This is a genomic window from Nocardia nova NBRC 15556, assembly GCF_001613005.1.
In the GTDB taxonomy this organism is placed as follows: domain Bacteria; phylum Actinomycetota; class Actinomycetes; order Mycobacteriales; family Mycobacteriaceae; genus Nocardia; species Nocardia nova.
On sequence record NZ_BDBN01000058.1, the window covers coordinates 1 to 19,471 of the forward strand.

The window sequence follows — 19,471 nt, forward strand, 5'->3', positions numbered from 1 at the left end:
CACGCACTCACCATCTCCCAGATTTTCATCTGTTCGATCGGCGAGGCAACTTTTCCAGCTTAGCTCAACCATCGGACCCGAACCAAATCGGGGTCTCGGTCGAACCAGTGTGATCGTCAGGCGCTCCCCGTACTACCTCGTTGTCCCCTTGCCTTTCGGCCCGGGGTTGGTGTCCGTGTCGCTCTGACCTGGAATAAGTTACGTGGCGGTTGATTCTATGTCAAATCGCCTGGTCAGGAAGGTCTTTCGGATGTACGCCCGACTACGCCGGCGTGCCGACCCGTTCCACCTCGGCGCCCAGCGAGCGTAGGTTCTCCACGAAGTGCGGGTAGCCGCGGTCGATATGGAACACGTCGTGCACCTCGGTGACGCCGTCGGCGACCAGACCCGCGAGCACCAGACCCGCGCCGGCGCGAATATCCGACGACCACACCGGCGCACTGGACAGCCGCGGGATGCCCCGGACCACCGCGTGATGGCCGTCGGTGCGGGCGTCGGCGCCCAGGCGGATCATCTCCTCGACGAAACGGAAGCGCGCCTCGAAGATGTTCTCGGTGATCATGGACGTCCCGTCGGCGATGGTCGCCAGGCCGATCGCCATCGGCTGCAGATCGGTGGGAAAGCCCGGGAACGGCAGGGTGGAGAAGTTCACCGCGCGCGGCCGCTCCGGTTGTTCCACCCGGAAACCGTTGGGTTCGAACGTGATTCGCGCACCCGCCGAACGCAGTTTGTCCAGCACCAGCGAGAGGTGCTTGGGGTTCAGGCCGGTGACGCGCACGTCGCCCCTCGTCATCGCGGCGGCGATTCCCCAGGTCGCGGCCACGATCCGGTCACCGATCACCTGATGGGTGGTGGGCGCGAGTTTGCGCACGCCGGAGATGGTGAGCACCGAGGTGCCTGCGCCGTCGATGCGGGCGCCCATCCGGGTGAGCATGGTGCACAGGTCGACGATCTCGGGTTCGCGCGCGGCGTTGTCGATCACCGTCTCCCCCTCCGCGAGGACCGCGGCCATGAGGATGTTCTCGGTCGCGCCGACCGACGGGAAATCCAGCCGGATGCGCGCACCCTGCAGCTCGTCGGCGCGCGCGACCAGGCAGCCGTGCTCGATTTCGCTGGTCGCGCCGAGCAGTCGCAGACCGGCCTGATGCATGTCGAGTGGACGGGACCCGATCGCATCGCCGCCGGGCAGCGCGACGACCGCGCGCTTGCACCGCGCCATCAGCGGCCCCAGCACGCAGACCGAGGCGCGGAACTGCGTCACCGCCGGGAAGTCGGCGTGATACTTCGGCTCGGCCGGGGTGGTGATGGTGACCACCGATCCGTCGACGGTGACATCGCAGCCCAAACCGCGCAGAACCTCCGCCATCAGCGGTACGTCGAGGATGTCCGGGCAGTTGGTGATCGTCGTCGTGCCTTCGGCCAACAGGGCGGCGGCCATCAGCTTGAGGACGCTGTTCTTCGCGCCACCCACTGCGACCTCGCCGACCAGCCGACTGCCCCCGGTCACCAGAAACCGTTCACTCACGGGGGCCAGCCTAACGGGAGGGCTGGTCGGTCGCGGCCGGTCCGCCGGTCTCCGATCCCCCGGGCCGCCACAGCACGTCACCGTCCGGGTTGGCCACCCGGCCGAGGATGAACAGCAGATCGGACAGCCGATTGAGGTATTTCGCGGGCAACACGCTGATGTCGTCCGGATGTGCGTCCACCGCCGCCCACGCCGCGCGTTCCGCCCGGCGCGCCACGGTGCGGGCCGTATGCAGCAGCGCGGCCAACGGCGTGCCGCCGGGCAGGATGAACGAATTCAGCGGAGCAAGTTCGGCATTGAACTCGTCACACCAGCGTTCCAGCCGGTCGATATAGGACTGGGTGATCCGCAGCGGCGGATATTTCGGATCTGGCACGACCGGGGTGGACAGATCGGCGCCGGCGTCGAACAGATCGTTCTGCACCTGGCGCAGCACCTCGGCGATGCGCGATTCCGGCCGGCCGAGGGCGAGAGCCACACCGAGTGCGGCGTTGGTCTCGTCGCAGTCGGCGTAGGCCACCAGCCGCGGATCGGTCTTCGGAACCCGGGAGAAGTCGCTCAAACCGGTGGTGCCGTCGTCTCCGGTCCGGGTATAGATCTTGGTCAGATGCACACTCATTGCTGGTGACCACCTATTTCTGGGTCAACGTCCCGGTCGGCGCCGGATGCGTTCGGAGGGCCGCGATTCGACCCAGGACAGGAATGCCGTCAGCGCCGGCCGATCCAGGGCGAGTTCATAGCTGCCGTCACCGTCGGAGACCGCGATCACGACGATGTCGTCGGTCATGATGTCGTACTCGTCGCCCACCGGAGAACGCCGATCGACCACTTCGATGCCCAGCCGCCGGATGGTCGAATCCGGTCCCACCTTCAGGCTGGTGAGCTTGTAGAAGACGAGCCGGGATTCGCCGTAGCGAATCAGGCCGTGCCGCCACCCTTGACCACCCTGCGCCGGAAGGACGCGCAGAATCGCCGCGGTTCCACCTCGGCGCAACATGATCAGGCGATACAGCGACACCAGCGCTACGCCGACCAGCAGCAGCACCAGAATGATCAGAAGCACCATCCCGGTCCGCAATCCAGGTCCGTCCCTTCGCTTCGCCCCTGTGCCGTCGCCAGCGCCGTGCCATCCCCGAACAAGGCCGCTCCCGCAGCGAGTCTACAAACCAGGGCGCCGCGGCACACAGCCGGTACATCCGTTCCACAAACGAGGATATCGGCCGATTCGCCGATCCGGAGGAAGGTGATCAGAGGCACACTCGCACAAGGGCATTCGAAGCCCGTCAGGGTTGGCTGTGCGCGGGTTCACGATGGGTCTCGTATTCGCCCGCCGGCATCGGGTCGCGCTCAGGACAGGGTGGAGGGCGCACCCCCGGACGGTCACCCCGGCGAGGGTGTGGCCGATTCATCACCAGCGAAATTCCGGCAGAAACACCGGGTGGCGGCCCGGAGATCCGGACCGCCACACGGTTGCGCTATTCCGTTGTCGCCCTGAGGCGTTCGCGTCAGGCGCTCATCGCTTCCACCGCGCGAATTCGCGCGGTCGCCGCGTTCTGTTCCTGCTCCGAGGCATTCGGATCGGCCAGGACCGCGCGGGCGGCGTCGAGATCGATATCGCCCGCAAATTCCGCCGATTCGGCGAGAATCCGGACCGCCTCACCGGTGCACGAGAAGAAACCTCCGTGCACGGCCGCGACGATCCGCTCGCCCTCGGTGCTGTCGATGGTCACGATCCCGCCCTCGACCAGCTGGCCGAGTACGGGCTCGTGGCCGTGCAGAATACCGATCTGACCTTCCGTGGTCTGGGCGCTGACGAAACTCGCCGTCCCCGACCACAGCCGCCGCTCGATGGCGACCAGATCAACTGACATATCCGCCATGGTGGACTACTTCCCGGCGATCTTCTTCGCGGCCGCCTCGACGTCGTCCAGGCCACCGCAGGAGTTGAACGCCTGCTCCGGCAGGTGGTCGAATTCGCCCTTGCAGACCCGCTCGAAGTCGTCGATGGTCTGCTCCAGCGGCACGACCGAACCCGGCTGACCGGTGAACTTCTCGGCCACGATGAAGTTCTGGCCGAGGAACTTCTCCAGACGACGCGCCCGGCCGACCAGGACCTTGTCCTCTTCGGAGAGCTCGTCCATACCCAGAATCGCGATGATGTCCTGCAGTTCCTTGTACTTCTGCAGGATTCGCTTGACCTCGTTGGCCACCGCGAAGTGCCGCTCGCCGACGATCGAGGCCTCGAGGATTCGGGAGGTCGAGGTCAGCGGGTCGACGGCGGGGTAGATACCCTTCTGCGAAATCGGGCGGGAGAGCTCGGTGGTCGCGTCCAGGTGGGCGAAGGTGGTCGCCGGCGCCGGGTCGGTGTAGTCGTCGGCGGGGACGTAGATCGCCTGCATCGAGGTGATCGAACGACCACGGGTCGAGGTGATGCGCTCCTGCAGCTGACCCATCTCGTCCGCCAGGGTCGGCTGGTAACCGACGGCCGAAGGCATACGACCCAGCAGGGTCGAGACCTCGGAACCGGCCTGGGTGAAGCGGAAGATGTTGTCGATGAACAGCAGCACGTCCTGGCCCTGCACATCGCGGAAGTACTCCGCCATGGTCAGCGCGGACAGCGCGACGCGCATACGGGTGCCCGGCGGCTCGTCCATCTGGCCGAAGACGAGGGCGGTGTCCTGAAGGACGCCCATCTCTTCCATTTCCAGGTGGAGGTCGGTGCCCTCACGGGTGCGCTCACCGACGCCGGCGAACACCGACGTACCGGAGAACTCACGCGCGATACGGGTGATCATCTCCTGGATCAGAACGGTCTTGCCGACACCGGCACCACCGAACAGACCGATCTTGCCGCCCTTCACGTACGGGGTCAGCAGGTCGATGACCTTGATGCCCGTCTCCAGGATCTCGGTCTTACCCTCGAGCTGGTCGAAGGCCGGCGGCTGGCGGTGGATGCCCCACTGCTCGCCGTCGCGGCCCAGGCCGGGGGTGTCGAGGCAGTCGCCGAGGGCGTTGAACACGTGGCCCTTGGTGACGTCGCCGACCGGAACCGAGATCGGCTTGCCGGTGTCGGACACCGGGACGCCGCGGACCAGGCCGTCGGTCGGCTGCATCGAAATGGTGCGGACGATGTTGTCGCCCAGATGCTGCGCGACCTCGAGGGTCAGCGTCTTGGCCACCGACGGCAGGGTGACGTCGGCGTGCAGCGCATTGAACAGATCTGGGATGGCGCCGCGCGGAAACTCGACGTCCACAACGGGGCCGTTGACCCGGACGACGCGGCCTGTGCCAGCGCCCGCCCGGCTTGCGTTTTCTTGCGTGACAGCTGCGGTCATTTGTTCTCTTCCATGGGGGCTAGGGCTTAGTCGCGATCCGAGGACGCAGCCAGCGCGTTCGCGCCGCCGACGATTTCACTGATTTCCTGCGTGATGTTCGCCTGCCGGATCGAGTTCGCCTGGCGGGTCAGGGTATTGACCAGCTCGGTGGCGTTGTCGGTGGCAGCCTTCATTGCGGTGCGGCGCGCGGCCGACTCCGAGGCCGCGGCCTCGAGCAACGACGAGTAGATGCGGGTGTTGATGTACTTCGGCAGCAGGGCGCCGAGCAGCTTGTCCGCATCCGGTTCGAACTCGTAGAGCGAGGTGATCTTCGCGTCCGGCGAGTCGGTGAGCATGTCCTCGCCGAGTTCGAAGTTCTCGTCGATGAAGCTCACCTGGATCGGAGCGAGCCGGCGAACCTCGGGCACCTGCGACAGCATCGAGACGAAGCGGGTGTAGACGATGTGGATCTCGTCCACGCCCTCCATGGTCCCGCCGCCCGGAGCCTCCACCTCGGTCTCGGAACCCGCCATGAACACGTCCACCAGGTGATGGCATGCGGCCGAGGCGTCGGTGTAGTGCGGCTGCTGCGAGAACCCGGTCCACGAACCGGCCAGCGGCCGGTTGCGGAACGTGTAGTACGTCAGGCCCTTGTTGCCCATCACGTACAGCACCGGCTCCTTGCCCTCGGAGCGCAGCGTCGTGATGAGCTCCTCGGTGCGCTTGAGCACGTTGGAGTTGTAGCCACCGCACATACCGCTGTCACTGGTGATCACCAGGATGGCGGCGCGGCGCGGAGTGGCCCGCTCGGTGAGCAGCGGGTGGTTGAGATTCGAGGACGCACTGGCCAATTCGCCGAGCACCTTCGTGATCTCTTCCGCATACGGCTTCGCGGCGGCCACCCGGGCCTGGGCCTTGCTGATTCGCGAGGTCGCGATCAGTTCCTGGGCCTTGGTGATCTTCTTGATCGAGCTCACGCCACGAATACGGGAGCGCAATTCACGCAAGTTCGCCATCAGCGGTTCACACTCCCTTCGCGTATCGAATTCGTAGGCATCGTCGGACCCGGCTTACTTCTCGACGTGCTTACGGGTGACCGACAGCGACTCGACCTCTTCGTGGTCCAGCTCGCCGGCCTCGGCCTCGTTGACCACGCGGCTGCCGTCGGAGGCCAGGAAGCCCTGCTTGAAGCGCTCGGTCTCGGTCTTGATCGCGTCGGCGGCCTCGCCCTCGAGGACCTTGCCACCGGCGATCGACTCGAAGGCCTGCGGCGCGGCGCGGTGCAGCGTCTCCAGCAGTTCGGAGTTGAAGCGGCGGACGTCGCCGACCGGCACCGAGTCGTAGTAGCCGGCGTCGACCAGGTAGATCGAGACGATCTGGTCCTCGACGGCGACCGGCGAGTACTGGTCCTGCTTGAGCAGCTCGACCCAGCGGGCACCACGCTCGAGCTGGGCCAGCGAGGCGGCGTCCAGGTCGGAGGCGAAGGCGGAGAACGCCTCCAGCTCGCGGTAGGAGGCCAGCTCCAGACGCAGCGAACCGGCGACCTTCTTCATGCCCTTGGTCTGCGCGGCGCCACCGACACGGGAGACGGAGGTACCGACGTTGATGGCCGGACGCACACCCTTGTTGAACAGGTCGGACTCGAGGAAGACCTGGCCGTCGGTGATGGAGATGACGTTGGTCGGGATGAACGCCGAGATGTCGTTGGCCTTCGTCTCGATGATCGGCAGACCAGTCATCGAACCGGCGCCCATCGCGTCGGACAGCTTCGCGCAACGCTCCAGCAGACGGGAGTGCAGGTAGAAGACGTCACCGGGGTACGCCTCACGGCCCGGCGGGCGACGCAGCAGCAGCGAGATGGCGCGGTAGGCCTCGGCCTGCTTGGACAGGTCGTCGAACACGATCAGGACGTGCTTGCCCTGGTACATCCAGTGCTGGCCGAGCGCGGAACCGGTGTAGGGCGCGAGCCACTTGAAACCGGCGGAGTCGGAGGCCGGGGCCGCGACGATGGTGGTGTATTCCATCGCACCGTGCGCCTCGAGCGCGGACTTCACGCCGGCGATGGTGGAGCCCTTCTGGCCGATCGCGACGTAGATGCAGCGCATCTGCTTCTTCGGATCGCCGGACTCCCAGTTGGCCTTCTGGTTCAGGATGGCGTCGATGCAGACCGCGGTCTTGCCGGTCTTGCGGTCGCCGATGACCAGCTGACGCTGGCCGCGGCCGATGGCGGTCAGCGCGTCGATGGCGGTGATGCCGGTGGCCATCGGCTCCTCGACCGGCTGGCGCTCCAGCACGGTCGCGGCCTGCAGCTCCAGCACGCGGCGCTCGTCGGCCTCGATCTCGCCCAGGCCGTCGATCGGCTGGCCGAGGGGGTTGATGACGCGGCCCAGGAACTTGTCGCCGACCGGCACCGAGAGCACGTCACCGGTGCGGCGGACCTGCTGGCCCTCTTCGATGCCGTCGAACTCACCGAGGATGACCGCACCGATCTCGTCGGGGTCGAGGTTCAACGCGACACCCAGCACACCGCCGGGGAATTCGAGGATCTCGTTGGTCATCGCCGACGGCAGGCCGCTGACGTGCGCGATGCCGTCACTGGTGTCGGTGACCGTGCCGATTTCCTCGATGGAGGTTTCGGGGGTGTAGCTCTGGGTGTAGCTTTCGATCGCGCTACGGATCTCATCGGGGGAGATCGTCAGCTCCGCCATGGTTCTTCCTGCTCTCGCTGTGGTCTGGAATGTCGGGTGGGTGCCGGGCTCGGGGCTCGGCTAGGCCAGGGCCTGGCGCAGGCGCTGCAGTCGGCCGACGGCGCTGCCGTCGATGACGTCGTCGCCGATGCGCACGACGACACCGGCCAGCAGTGCCGGATCGACCTGCACGTGGATGGTGACCGGCTTGTCGTAGATTCGCTGCAGCGATGCGGCGAGATGCTCCCGCTGCTGCTGCGTCAGGGCCGTCGCCGAACGAACGTGCGCGACGATCTGCTTGCGCAGCGACGCCGCCAGATCGGACAGCTGGTCGAAGGCGACGCCGACATCACCGCGCGACCGGCCGACCGCCTGCTCGGCCAGCTGCATGGTGACGTCTTCGACCTTCCCGGCGAGCAGCCGCGCCAGCAGGTCGCGCTTGGCGGCCGCCGGCTTACCGCGATCGGTGAGTGCCTGCTCCAGATCCGGGTTGTCTTCGACGGTGCGGCCCAACCGGAACAACTCGTCCTCGACGGCGTCGATACGTCCGCGGTCGGCCGCGGCGCGTAACAGCGCCTCCTGCCCGAGCAGCACCAGGGTGTCGACCAGGTCTCGGGTCCGAGACCAGTCCTGGGCGACGGCAGTGGTCAGCACGGCCTGAGTGGCCGCGCTGATCTTGCCGCCGAACACGCGTTCGGCCAGTTCGGCACGCACCGAACTCGACACCGACTTATCCGCGAGCGCCACACGCAGCGAACGCTGGTCGTCGAGCACGGCGACTACGGCGAACAGTTCGGAGCCCGTCGTGGCGGCGACGGAGTCACTCCCGGTGAGTGCGGCCGAAAGAGCTTCCCTCGCACGGGAACTCGCCTCGCGGCTCGCTGCGTACATGCTTCCCACTTTCACTGTGTTGAATTCCGGGGCCCGGAGTGGTCGGGCGCCGGTGACTTGCGTCACCGACAAGACCTCTCAGGCGCAGGTTACCTTCCGACCCCGATGCCGGCCTTCTGATCCAGCTCGGTGAGGAACCGATCGATGGACGCCGCCTGCTTGGCTTCGTCCGCCACGGACTGCCCGATGATCTTTTCGGCCAGGTCGACCGCGGTGCGGCCGAGCTCGGACCGGAGCTCGGTCACGATCTGCTGACGCTGCGCGTCGAGCTGCGCGTTTCCGGCGGAGACGATGCGATCGGCTTCGGCCTGAGCCTCCGAGCGCAACTGCGCGAGGATCTGCTGGCCCTGGGTACGCGCTTCCTCACGGATGCGCGCGGCCTCGAGCCGAGCCTCGGCCAGCTGCTGCTGGTACTGCTGCAGGGTTTCCTGCGCCTCGGCCTGTGCGGCCTCGGCCTTGGCCATGCCGCCTTCGATCTTCTCCGAGCGCTCGTCGAGCACCTTCGTCAATCGAGGAACCACGTACTTGTAGAACAGGATCCCGATGACGACAACGCACACCACCGACCAGACGATGTCGTATGGCTCCGGAATCAGAGGGTTCTTGTCCTCTGCATTCTCGGCGAGCAAGTACATGCTGTTCATCGGAATCAGAAGATGAAGCCGGCGACGAGGCCGATCAGCGCGAGGGCCTCGGTGAACGCGATACCCAGGAACATGTTGGTCCGGATGGTGCCCTGCAGCTCAGGCTGACGGGCGATGCCCTCGATCGCCTTACCGACGACGATGCCGACGCCGACACCCGGGCCGATCGCGGCCAGACCGTAACCGATAGCGCCGTAGCCCTTGACCCGATCCGAGGTCTGGGCGAGTTCGGCGGCCACGTAGGAGAGGCTCATGAGATTTCTTTCCCTTTCTGTTGCCCACCCACCCGGCGGCCGGTGGGGCAGTTCTTGTGCGGTCGTGCGGTCAGTGCGAGTCGGCGTGCTGCGCGAGGCCGATGTAGACGGCCGTCAGGAGCGCGAACACGTAGGCCTGCAGGAAGATCACCAGAAGTTCGAACAGGGTGAATCCGAATCCCGCGAGCAAGGAGAACGGCGAGAAGATCTTCATCCACGAAGCGGCGTCGAAGAGGAAGAACTGGGTGGCGCTGAAGAACAGCACCAGCATGATGTGACCGGACAGCATGTTGGCCATGAGTCGGACGGTCAGCGTGAACGGACGCAGGATGAAGGTCGAGATGAACTCGATCGGAATCAGCAGCACGTGCAGCGCGACCGGAACATTCGGCACGACGATGGACGAGCGCATGTATTTCCAGAAGCCGTACTTGCGGATACCCACGTAGTTGAAGGCGATATAGGCGATGACCGCCAGCACCAACGGCATACCGACGCGTGCGTTCGAGGAGATGTTCAAGAACGGGATGACGCTGGAGAAGTTCAGGAACAGCACCGTGAAGAAGATCGTGGCGATCAACGGGAAATACCGGCGGCCACTTTCCTTGCCGAGCACCTCTTCGCAGATCTGCTCCCGAACGAACAGCAGACCGATTTCCGCGGCGTTCTGCAGTCCGCGCGGCACCAGGCGCGGGCTCCGGAATGCGAGCAACATGACCGCGACCAGGACTGCCGCCATGATGATGCGAATGAGCATCAAACGGTCGAGCTCGAAAGGCGTCCCCTCGAACAGCACAGCCGGAGGGAAGAAGTCTTGCAGCGAAGGCGCGTGGAACTCGCCCGCCAAAGTGGTGACGCTCAGCGTTCTCTCCCGTGTTCGGGCCGCGAGACATGTTCCATCTCGCGGTTCGATCGGACATTGACGATCAGGTGGGTCGACTCAGGTCGGCTCGAAGTTCGTCAGCAGCTGCGCGGGAAGTCCCGCCGTGGCGTCTGTACGTCGGCGACATCGTCGACGGTGCAGGGCCGGATCTTCTCACCGAAGGACCGGCACGGCAGCAAGCATAACCTCTCGCACCGGCGACGATGCGGTCGGCCCCGTTGGTTCGGATGCTTACGGTAAAGAGTTTACCAAGGTATCTACGACAACGTGTAGGGGGTCTTGTTCACACGTTCGAACGATCTTGGTCGGCGGAGCCCGCGGGCGGGTCGATCACCGGAACACGTTGGCGCAGAAGCCCGTACGTCTCGGCTCCGAGAACAATCAGCAACGCGCCCACGACGGTCAGGAAGAGGGTGCCGGGGCTGTAGAAATCGAACTGGTGCAAGATCGCGACCACGATCATCACGACCAGTATTTTGCCGATCCAGCTCGCCAGCATCACCATGCCCTGAATGCCGGAATCCAATTTCGCACTGAACAGCACGAGCGCGGCCGTGGTGAGAATGAAGAAACCACCGATCGCGGATCCGATGAGCGCGCCCCAGAAACCGGCCCAGCCCGCGACGACCGAGCCGGCGACGACCGAAACCACCACCAGCACGCACAATCCGGCGATGCCGTAACGCAGCGCTGCTCGTAGTGGCGCGTCGGGGTGCAATTCGGGTGCCGTGCTCACGTCGAGCCACTTTACCCGTTCCTTACTTGCGGCGACCGCGGAGCCCGACCACTTCGCGCAGCGATGGGACGGCCGTCACAACCAAGGCGAAAACCAAACCCGCCGCGAACAGCAGAACCACCACGCGACGGTCCATCAAAGAGGTTCCGACGGCCGCGAATGCGAGCACGCCGACCCACAGATAGATCAACAACACCACGCGTCGGTGCGAATGGCCGATCTGCAACAAACGGTGATGCAAATGCATTTTGTCGGGAGTGGAGAAACTCACACCCGCGCGCACGCGACGCACGATTGCCAGCACCAGATCCAATACCGGAATGAACATCACCGCTCCCACCAGCAACAGCGGTGACAGCAGACCCACGATGTCGCGCGGCCCGTATCCGGTGAGCGGAATTCGGCCGGACGCGCCGGTCGACACGGCGGCGAGCATCAAACCGATCAACATCGATCCGGAATCGCCCATGAATATTCGCGCCGGGTGGAAATTGTGTGGCAGAAATCCCAGACATCCGCCCGCCAGCGCCGCGGCCAGCAGGGCCGGCGGATAGCCGTCGGTGGCACCGCCCTGCTGGTAGAGCAAACCCACGGTGAACACGAAGACCGCCGCCGCGGCGATCAGCCCCAGCCCGGCCGCGAGACCGTCGAGGCCGTCCACGAAGTTCATCGCGTTGATCATGGTGACGGTGATGGCCACCGTGACCACCCAGCCCTGCAGCTGGTCGAGCACGACCGTGGTGTTGCTGAACGGGTTGTAGATGGCCACCCAGCTCAGGCCCATTACGGCCATCGCCCCGGCGGCCGAGATCTGGCCCACGAACTTCGTCAGCGCGTCCAGGCCCCAGCGGTCGTCGACGATGCCGACCAGGACGATCAGCGTGCCCGCGACCAGCACGGCCGGAATGTCGCGCGGGTAGTCGAAACCGCGGCGCAGCGCCGGCAGCTGGTGGGCGAACAGCACCGCGGCCAGTACGCCCAGATAGATGCCGACCCCGCCCATGCGGGGAATCGGCTCGAGATGCACATCACGATCACGTGGCACCGCGATGGCGCCGAAACCGATGGCCAGCACCCGAATTCCGCCGGTGGACAACATCGTCACCACCGCGGACACGAGCAGCACCAGAAGCAGCTCGCGCAGCGGGACGACCGCACCCTGACTGAAAACCATCTACCGGGCCGTCAGCGGGTGGTCTCGGGCGAGAGTTCGTCCGGCGCCATGCCCAGCACCTCGGCGACCTGCGCGACGGTCACCGCGCCGGCCCGCAGCACCCGCGGGCGGTCGCCGGTCAGGTCCACGATCGTGGAGGGCACGCCGTGTTCGGCCGGGCCGCCGTCGAGGTAGACGCCGACCTGGTTCCCGAGCTGGTGTCGCGCCTCGGTGACCGTCGTGGCGGGCGGCTGCCCGGAGACGTTCGCGCTCGATACGGCCATCGGGCCGACCTCGCGCAGCAGTTCCAGCGCGATCGGGTGCAGCGGCATGCGCAACATCACCGTGCCCCGGGCGTCGCCGAGATCCCAGGCCAGCGAGGGCGCCTGCTGCACGACCAGGCTCAGCCCGCCCGGCCAGAAGGCACGGATCAGATCCCGTGCCTGCGGCTGCACGGAGAAGACGAGTCCGTCGATGGTGTTCCACGAGCCCACCAGCACCGGCACGGGCATGTCGCGCCCGCGCCGCTTGGCCGCCAGCAGACCGGCCACAGCCGTGGAATCGAACGCGTCCGCGGCGATTCCGTAGACCGTATCGGTAGGGATGACGGCCAGCCGTCCGGATTTCAAGGTGGTCCGCGCGGCGGTCAATCCGGCGGCACGAGAATCGGGATCGGAGCAGTCGTAGACGGTACTCACGGCGGTGAGTCTATTGAATGTGTCTCACGGCACGTTGCCCGGCTTCGCGCAAATTCTCGGCAATCCGTGCGTCAGCGAGTGCGACGCGCGGCGACGAAGCGCGGCCGGCCGGCCAGATCCGGATGTTCGACGATGTCGGAGAATCCGCCGTGCCCGGCGAACAACGCCGCGACTTGGGCACCGTGCGAGTCGTCGTGTTCGACGGCGGTCACGCCCTCGGGCCGCAGCAGCCGCGCGATGGTGGCGACCATCGGGGCGATCACCTCGAGTCCGTCCGGGCCGCCGAACAGCGCGAGATGCGGATCGTGTTCGGCCACTTCGGGATCCAGCCGCCCGCCGGTGGGGATGTAGGGCGGGTTGGCGACCACGACGTCGACGCGGCCGTTCAGCTCGGCCAGCACGTGCGCGTCGGTGACATCGCCGGCGTGCAGAACGATCGGCGTATCTCCCTGCGCTACTTGCCGTTCGGCGTTGCGCTGCGTCCATTGCCTTGCGGTGGCGTCGATTTCGACCGCGTGCACCTCGGCGTCGGGACGGGCGTTGGCGATCGCCAGGGCCAGCGCGCCCGATCCGGTGCACAGGTCGACGACGATCGGGGGGTGCCCGTGGCCGGCGGCCTCGAGCTGGGCCAGCGCCCACGCGAAGATCAGCTCGGTCTCCGGTCGCGGAATGAAGACGCCGGGGCCCACCGCCAGATCCACCTCGCCCATGGAGGCGGCGCCGGTCAGATGCTGCAGCGGCACCCGCTCGGCCCGGCGAGCCACCAGTTTGTGGAACCGTTCGAGCTGTTCCGGTGTGACCATCGGAATCAGCGCCAGGCGCGAACGCTCGACCTCGAGGACGAAAGCGGCCAGGAATTCCGCGTCGATCTGCGGGCTGTGCACCCCGGCCGCCGCGAGCGTGCGGGCCGCGTCGAGGATCGCGGGTCGCAGCGGCAGCCGGTGCTTGCCCGCCTCACCCGGGTCCGGCATCATTCCGCCGCGAGCCGGGCGGTGCGATCGGCTTCGCCCAGAGCGTCCAGCAGCGCGTCCAGTTCGCCGTCCAGCACCGAATCCAGATTGTGGGCCTTGAAGCCGATGCGGTGGTCGGTGATGCGGTTCTCGGGGAAGTTGTAGGTGCGGATGCGCTCGGAGCGGTCGACCGTGCGGATCTGTGAGGCACGGCCCGCGGCCGCGTCGGCCTCGGCCTGTTCCTCGGCCAGGCTCTGCAACCGCGCCGAGAGGACCTGCATCGCGCGGATCTTGTTCTGCAGCTGCGAACGCTCGTTCTGGCAGGTCACGACGATCCCGGTGGGCAGGTGCGTGATGCGGACCGCGGAGTCGGTGGTGTTGACGCCCTGGCCGCCCTTACCGGAGGAGCGGTAGACGTCGATGCGCAGATCGGATTCGTCGATCTGGACCTGTTCGACCTCGTCGGGTTCGGGGTAGATCAGCACGCCGGCCGCCGAGGTGTGGATGCGCCCCTGCGATTCGGTGACCGGCACGCGCTGCACGCGATGGACCCCGCCCTCGAACTTCAGCCGGGACCAGACGCCGTCGCGACTGGGCTCGCGGCTCTTGATCGACAGCGTCGCCTCCTTGTATCCGCCCAGGTCGGACACGTTGGCGTCGAGTACTTCGACCTTCCAGCCGTGGCGTTCGGCGTAGCGGATGTACATGCGAGCCAGATCGGAGGCGAACAGGGCCGACTCCTCGCCGCCCTCCCCCGACTTCACCTCGAGCACGACATCGTCGGCATCGTGCGGATCGCGCGGGGCGAGCAGATCGGTGAGCGTCTTCTCCAGTTCCTCGACCTGGTGTTCGAGGCCGGGCACCTCGGCGGCGAAGGACGAGTCGTCGGCTGCCAGCTCCCGGGCCGCGGCCAGATCGTCGCGGGCCGCGGTGAGCTTGGTGTAGGTCGACATGATCGGCGCCAATTCGGCGAACCGCTTACCGACGCGACGGGCCTCACCGGGATTGTTGTGCAGCGCCGGATCCGACAGCTGGGTTTCCAGGCCGGCGTGCTCGGCGAGAATGTCGTCGATGGCGGATGGGGCCGTGATCTTGTCGGCCATGGCGGTTATGCCTCCTGCTGGGAGCTTTCGGTCACCTATAAACGCACCAACGCCCGGCCTGCGAATGCAGGACGGGCGTTGGCGGGGCAGCTACTTGGCTTCCGAACCCTCGGCCTTCTTGGCGCGCTTGCCGTAGCGGGCCTCGAAGCGGGCGACGCGACCGCCGGTGTCGAGGATCTTCTGCTTGCCCGTGTAGAACGGGTGGCACTGCGAGCAGACCTCGACGGTGATGTGGCCCGACTCCTTGGTGCTGTGAGTCTGGAAGGTGTTGCCGCAACCGCAGACAACGGTGGTCGGCACGTATGCCGGGTGGATTCCTGCCTTCATGGGTGTCCTCTCGATCTGGCCCCGGGTCGCCCCGGCCCACGGCTGTATCTGCCGTGCTGCCGTGCTGGACGTGAACCGGAACCGACTAGGCGGGATGGTCTGCCGATCGCAGACGCACCGACGGTCCAGTATGCCAGAACCGCCGATACGCACTCACAACGCACCCCGCACCGGATTTGTTCCGGCATCGGCGCGCACCGGAAGGCCGCACACCCCAAGGAACTGACGGCACGCGAACTCGCGGTTCTCGAGCCACCCTGAAAACGAGTAGTCGGCTACTCGGGAATATGAACACCTTTGTTCGTAGATTCGTTGCAGGAAGAAGACCCATGGCAATCGAGCCGACGATCCGAGGGACAGCAGTGAATTTCCACACCGCGCGGGGGGCGAGTAGGAGATCGCGCGCCCCCGCCGTCGGCGAGCCCCGCCCCGGAGACCGCCGCCTGGGAGATCGCACCATCCGCCCGGTGCCGGGCCACGAACATGCGAAGGAGATCGGCGCGGCGACCGTCTTGGCCACGCTGGGCGTACTCGTCGTCACCGGGTGGCTGACCGCCTCCGGCACCCCGCCCCGCGCGACCGTCGCGACGCCCGCCGGACCGGATCGGCCCTACGAATTCGCCGCGACCTCGGTCTCCACCGGGTCCATCACCGGCGTCACCGCCCTGATTCTGATCTGCCTGATCACCGGCGCCGCGGTGATCGGCCTGCTGTTCTATGCGCCGACCCCGCCACACGCCGACCGGCGACGCGATCATCGACGTGGACGGTTCGCGCAGACAGCAATGCGGCCCCGCCGAAGCGGGGCCGCATTATCGCGAGCCGAGCGGCACCTGCGGGTGCGCACCGGGCACGGAGAGATGTACTGCTCTCCTATTCGTCCAAGGCGCCCGGCGCGGTCTTCGAGACCGTCATCAGGAATTCGACGTTGCTCTTCGACTTCTTCAAACGGTCGATGAGCAGGTCGATCGCCTGCTGCGAATCGAGGCCCGAGAGCACCCGGCGCAGCTTGTGGATGACCGCCATCTCGTCGGGCGACATCAGCAGCTCGTCGTGGCGGGTGCTGGACGGGTTGATGTCGACGGCCGGGAACACGCGGCGCTCGGCGATCTTGCGATCGAGCTTGAGCTCGGCGTTACCGGTGCCCTTGAACTCCTCGAAGATCACCGTGTCACCGGTGGAACCGGTCTCCACCATGGCGGTGGCGATGATGGTCAGCGAGCCGCCGTTCTCGATGTTGCGAGCCGCGCCGAGGAACCGCTTGGGCGGGTACAGCGCGGTCGAGTCCACACCACCGGACAGGATGCGACCGGAGGCCGGCGAGGAGTTGTTGTACGCACGACCCAGCCGGGTGATCGAGTCGAGCAGCACGACGACGTCCTGCCCCATCTCGACCAGGCGCTTGGCCCGCTCGATGGCGAGTTCGGCGACCGAGGTGTGGTCGCTCGGCGGACGGTCGAACGTGGAGGCGATCACCTCGCCGCGCACCGAGCGCTGCATATCGGTGACCTCTTCGGGACGCTCGTCCACCAGCACCACCATCAGGTAGCACTCGGGGTTGTTGGTGGCGATCGCGTTCGCGATGTCCTGCAGGATCGTGGTCTTACCCGCCTTGGGCGGCGACACGATCAGCGCACGCTGACCCTTACCGATCGGCATGATCAGGTCGATCACGCGGGTCGTCAGCTTGTTCGGCGTGGTCTCGAGCCGCAGCCGCTGGTTGGGGTACAGCGGGGTGAGCTTGTTGAATTCCGGCCGACGGCGGGCGGATTCGACATCCGAGCCGTTGACCGTGTCCAGCCGCACCAGCGGATCGAACTTCTGCCGCTGGTTGCCCTGTTCGCCCTCGCGCGGAGCACGCACCGCACCGGTGATCGCGTCGCCGCGGCGCAGGCCGTTCTTACGCACCAGGTTCATCGACACGTAGACGTCGTTCGGGCCGGCCAGGTAGCCGGAGGTGCGGACGAACGCGTAGTTGTCCAGCACGTCGAGGATGCCGGCGACCGGCTGCAGGACGTCGTCCTCGCGGATCTCGACCTCGCGGCCCTCGCCACCCTCGCGGTCACGCCCGCCACGACGGCGCTCCCGGAACCGGCGGCCGCGGCGCCCGCGCCCACCTTCCTCGTCGTCGCCACCACGGTCTCCGCCACGGTCGCCACCGCGGGCGGCACCGTTCTGGCCGGCCTGGTTCTGACCGCCGGACTGGTTGCGGTCGCGGCGACGATCGCCCGACTCCTGATCCGCCTTGGCGTCGCCGCCCTCGGCCTTCGGTTCGGTCTTGGTTTCGGCGCGAACCTCACCACCGCGGTTGTCGCCACGGTTGTCGCCGCCCTCGCCACGCTGGTCGCGGCCACGACGCTGGCGGCCGCGGCCACGCTGGCCGCCGTCACGGCCGGACTCGTCACCCGAATCGGCCGGGCGCGCAGCCGATTCCGCGGTTTCCGCCTTGGCGGACGCGTTCTCGGCGCCCACACCGTCGAGAGTCTGCTGCTGACCGCGCGCGGCACCGTTGCGGGTGCCCTTCGGCGCATCGTTCTTGGCGCGGCCCTTGCCGGTGGACTCGGCGGCGTTCTCGGAGGTCTGGGGGGAGTCCGTCTTCGCCGCCGCGCCGGATTCGGTCGCAGCGCCGGCATTCGACGCGGACTTCGCGACGGGCTCGACGCCCGAGTCCGCTTCGGCGGATTTCGCATCACCCCGGCCACCACGCGCGGACTTGCCGGCGCCGGCGGAAGCCTGATTTTCCTTGATGGCGGCGATGAGATCGCCCTTACGCATTCCGGATGTGCCTCGGATACCGAGCTCTCCGGCAAGCGCACGCAACTGCGGCAACAACATTCCAGTCAGCCCCGATCGTGCGACGTCGGTGTGTTCGCTCATCTTCGAAATCTGTCCGGAGTCACTTTCGCGGCCGTCCGAGGGATTTGCAGTGTCCACCCCGGGTGTCGCGAGCAGGTCCGTATCTGTCACGGAGATCCTTTCCTTCCCTCGATTGCCGTGTGCATATTCGAGGGTTCGTCCCGAAGCCCGATCACTGTGCCGAGCTCGGATGCCGTATCGCCTGCCCCGCCGGACCGATGGAATCACCACCTGGTCACGGCCACCGGTTCATTGAGTGGGAGTGATCATTCCAGTCGCTGTCCCCGACGTCGAGGTCGAAGTCCCGAGTGATTCGAGCCCCCGAGCCACCGAGCTTGAGCAAGGAGCCTGCTGGAGCGATTGCCCTGATGAAGCACCGGCGTCTGACGCGCACGATGTACGGACGTGCTCAGGATAGCTCTGTATGACCACGTCAGCAAGGCAGCCACGCCATCAATCCACGCGTACACCCGCGGAAATGTCGGGTTCGACGACGCGCAGACCGTCGTCCTCGGCGAGTTTGCGCAGGTCGTCCGGAAATTCTCCGGTGCCCAGCGCCAGGATGGTCGGACCGGCGCCCGACACCATCGCGGCGAGTCCGGCGGTGCGCAGCCGGGTGATCCAGGCGGTGGTCAGCGGCAGCGCGGCGGCGCGATAACCCTGGTGCAGACGGTCCTGGGTCGCGGGCAGGAGCAGGTCGGGACGCTCGGTCAGGGCGACCACCGACAGTGCGGCGCGGCTGACGTTGAACGCGGCGTCGCCGTGCGGGACCATCTCCGGCAGCAGGCCGCGGGTGTGCGCGGTCGAGGACCGCTCCTGCGGGATCAGCACCGTCGCACGCAGTCGCGGGTGCGGATCCAGCCGCACCGCACGGTAGACGCGCTGGTAGCGCTCGACCGAGCTGCTCGCGTCGAGTTCGCCGGCCCGGTCGGATTCGGTCCACGACACCACGATGCCGCCGAGCACGCTGGCGGCCGCGTTGTCGGGATGTCCCTCGAATTCCGAAGCCAGCTGCACCAATTCGGCATCCGAACCCGTGAGCGCCGGGTCGAATTTCGCGGCCAGTCCGCGCGCGGCGGCGAGTCCGCCGACCGCCGCCGAGGCCGAGGATCCCAGCCCGCGCGAATGCGGAATGACGTTGCGGCACACCACGTCCAGCCCGTCGGCCCACACGCCCGCGGCTTCCAGACCGCGTTCGATCGCGCGCACCACCAGATGTGAAGGGCCCCAAGGAACGTCGTCGGCGCCCTCACCCTCCACTCGGATGGTAAGCCCGGAATCGGTGGTACGTACCACGATTTCGTCGTACAGCCCCAAAGCGATACCGAGCGAATCGAATCCGGGGCCGAGATTGGCGCTGGAGGCGGGCACCCGGGCCGTGACGGTGATTCCGGGGGGCAGGGTTCGCGTCACCGCGGCACCGTGCTGTCGCTCGGCGCCGTCCGACGAA

At 66.8% G+C, this 19,471-nt stretch carries 19 protein-coding genes; all 19 read right to left on the bottom strand.

Features of this window, described 5'->3' with window-relative positions; all coding sequences use genetic code 11:
• Positions 1-262: 262 nt before the first annotated feature.
• Positions 263-1,525: a UDP-N-acetylglucosamine 1-carboxyvinyltransferase gene (gene murA / locus NN2_RS22395; RefSeq protein ID WP_063015834.1), complete on the bottom strand. Its 1,263-nt coding sequence runs from the start codon at positions 1,523-1,525 to the stop codon at positions 263-265.
• 10 nt (positions 1,526-1,535) lie between these two features.
• A complete protein-coding gene (locus NN2_RS22400; RefSeq protein ID WP_063015835.1) occupies positions 1,536-2,144 on the bottom strand; it encodes a cob(I)yrinic acid a,c-diamide adenosyltransferase in 609 nt (202 codons plus the stop codon).
• Positions 2,145-2,168: 24 nt separating this feature from the next.
• Entirely contained in the window at positions 2,169-2,591 is a 423-nt protein-coding gene (locus NN2_RS22405; RefSeq protein ID WP_030518273.1) for a DUF2550 domain-containing protein, read from the bottom strand.
• Between the two features lie 439 nt (positions 2,592-3,030).
• Complete coding sequence (locus NN2_RS22410; RefSeq protein ID WP_030518274.1) at positions 3,031-3,405, bottom strand: F0F1 ATP synthase subunit epsilon; 375 nt, start codon at positions 3,403-3,405, stop codon at positions 3,031-3,033.
• 6 nt (positions 3,406-3,411) lie between these two features.
• Positions 3,412-4,860, bottom strand: a complete 1,449-nt coding sequence (gene atpD, locus NN2_RS22415) for a F0F1 ATP synthase subunit beta (protein ID WP_039776817.1) — start codon at positions 4,858-4,860, stop codon at positions 3,412-3,414.
• A gap of 26 nt (positions 4,861-4,886) precedes the next feature.
• Positions 4,887-5,855: a F0F1 ATP synthase subunit gamma gene (locus NN2_RS22420; protein ID WP_063015836.1), complete on the bottom strand. Its 969-nt coding sequence runs from the start codon at positions 5,853-5,855 to the stop codon at positions 4,887-4,889.
• Positions 5,856-5,909: 54 nt separating this feature from the next.
• Complete coding sequence (gene atpA, locus NN2_RS22425; protein WP_063015837.1) at positions 5,910-7,547, bottom strand: F0F1 ATP synthase subunit alpha; 1,638 nt, start codon at positions 7,545-7,547, stop codon at positions 5,910-5,912.
• Positions 7,548-7,607: 60 nt separating this feature from the next.
• Positions 7,608-8,417: a F0F1 ATP synthase subunit delta gene (locus NN2_RS22430; RefSeq protein ID WP_030518278.1), complete on the bottom strand. Its 810-nt coding sequence runs from the start codon at positions 8,415-8,417 to the stop codon at positions 7,608-7,610.
• Positions 8,418-8,506: 89 nt separating this feature from the next.
• A complete protein-coding gene (locus NN2_RS22435; protein ID WP_036526120.1) occupies positions 8,507-9,061 on the bottom strand; it encodes a F0F1 ATP synthase subunit B in 555 nt (184 codons plus the stop codon).
• Positions 9,062-9,066: 5 nt separating this feature from the next.
• On the bottom strand, positions 9,067-9,315 hold the full coding sequence (locus tag NN2_RS22440; RefSeq protein WP_025347580.1) for an ATP synthase F0 subunit C: 249 nt from the start codon (positions 9,313-9,315) through the stop codon (positions 9,067-9,069).
• A gap of 70 nt (positions 9,316-9,385) precedes the next feature.
• Positions 9,386-10,162: a F0F1 ATP synthase subunit A gene (atpB, locus tag NN2_RS22445; RefSeq protein ID WP_081879867.1), complete on the bottom strand. Its 777-nt coding sequence runs from the start codon at positions 10,160-10,162 to the stop codon at positions 9,386-9,388.
• A 319-nt stretch (positions 10,163-10,481) separates the two neighbouring features.
• Positions 10,482-10,934, bottom strand: coding sequence for a Cg1360 family ATP-synthase-associated protein (locus NN2_RS22450; RefSeq protein WP_063015838.1), 453 nt, complete (start codon positions 10,932-10,934; stop codon positions 10,482-10,484).
• 22 nt (positions 10,935-10,956) lie between these two features.
• Positions 10,957-12,108, bottom strand: coding sequence for an MraY family glycosyltransferase (locus NN2_RS22455; RefSeq protein WP_030518282.1), 1,152 nt, complete (start codon positions 12,106-12,108; stop codon positions 10,957-10,959).
• 11 nt (positions 12,109-12,119) lie between these two features.
• On the bottom strand, positions 12,120-12,785 hold the full coding sequence (locus tag NN2_RS22460; protein WP_036498542.1) for an L-threonylcarbamoyladenylate synthase: 666 nt from the start codon (positions 12,783-12,785) through the stop codon (positions 12,120-12,122).
• A gap of 71 nt (positions 12,786-12,856) precedes the next feature.
• Entirely contained in the window at positions 12,857-13,756 is a 900-nt protein-coding gene (gene prmC, locus NN2_RS22465) for a peptide chain release factor N(5)-glutamine methyltransferase (RefSeq protein WP_063015874.1), read from the bottom strand.
• Entirely contained in the window at positions 13,756-14,838 is a 1,083-nt protein-coding gene (gene prfA / locus NN2_RS22470; RefSeq protein ID WP_063015839.1) for a peptide chain release factor 1, read from the bottom strand. The genes prmC and prfA overlap by 1 nt, the downstream gene beginning before the upstream one ends.
• Before the next feature lie 90 nt (positions 14,839-14,928).
• A complete protein-coding gene (rpmE, locus tag NN2_RS22475; protein WP_030518286.1) occupies positions 14,929-15,165 on the bottom strand; it encodes a 50S ribosomal protein L31 in 237 nt (78 codons plus the stop codon).
• Positions 15,166-16,038: 873 nt separating this feature from the next.
• On the bottom strand, positions 16,039-18,042 hold the full coding sequence (rho, locus tag NN2_RS22480; protein ID WP_104367467.1) for a transcription termination factor Rho: 2,004 nt from the start codon (positions 18,040-18,042) through the stop codon (positions 16,039-16,041).
• Between the two features lie 432 nt (positions 18,043-18,474).
• A complete protein-coding gene (thrB, locus tag NN2_RS22485) occupies positions 18,475-19,434 on the bottom strand; it encodes a homoserine kinase (protein ID WP_063015876.1) in 960 nt (319 codons plus the stop codon).
• Positions 19,435-19,471 lie beyond the last annotated feature (37 nt).

Coding starts and splice junctions, on each gene's coding strand:
- NN2_RS22420 (WP_063015836.1), bottom strand. CDS start 5,855: ATGGCGAACTTGCGTGAATTGCGCTCCCGTATTCGTGGCGTGAGCTCG.
- rpmE (WP_030518286.1), bottom strand. CDS start 15,165: ATGAAGGCAGGAATCCACCCGGCATACGTGCCGACCACCGTTGTCTGC.
- NN2_RS22410 (WP_030518274.1), bottom strand. CDS start 3,405: ATGGCGGATATGTCAGTTGATCTGGTCGCCATCGAGCGGCGGCTGTGG.
- NN2_RS22435 (WP_036526120.1), bottom strand. CDS start 9,061: ATGAACAGCATGTACTTGCTCGCCGAGAATGCAGAGGACAAGAACCCT.
- NN2_RS22440 (WP_025347580.1), bottom strand. CDS start 9,315: ATGAGCCTCTCCTACGTGGCCGCCGAACTCGCCCAGACCTCGGATCGG.
- prfA (WP_063015839.1), bottom strand. CDS start 14,838: ATGGCCGACAAGATCACGGCCCCATCCGCCATCGACGACATTCTCGCC.
- rho (WP_104367467.1), bottom strand. CDS start 18,042: ATGAGCGAACACACCGACGTCGCACGATCGGGGCTGACTGGAATGTTG.
- atpA (WP_063015837.1), bottom strand. CDS start 7,547: ATGGCGGAGCTGACGATCTCCCCCGATGAGATCCGTAGCGCGATCGAA.
- NN2_RS22430 (WP_030518278.1), bottom strand. CDS start 8,417: ATGTACGCAGCGAGCCGCGAGGCGAGTTCCCGTGCGAGGGAAGCTCTT.
- NN2_RS22455 (WP_030518282.1), bottom strand. CDS start 12,108: ATGGTTTTCAGTCAGGGTGCGGTCGTCCCGCTGCGCGAGCTGCTTCTG.
- prmC (WP_063015874.1), bottom strand. CDS start 13,756: ATGCCGGACCCGGGTGAGGCGGGCAAGCACCGGCTGCCGCTGCGACCC.
- NN2_RS22400 (WP_063015835.1), bottom strand. CDS start 2,144: ATGAGTGTGCATCTGACCAAGATCTATACCCGGACCGGAGACGACGGC.
- atpD (WP_039776817.1), bottom strand. CDS start 4,860: ATGACCGCAGCTGTCACGCAAGAAAACGCAAGCCGGGCGGGCGCTGGC.
- NN2_RS22405 (WP_030518273.1), bottom strand. CDS start 2,591: ATGGTGCTTCTGATCATTCTGGTGCTGCTGCTGGTCGGCGTAGCGCTG.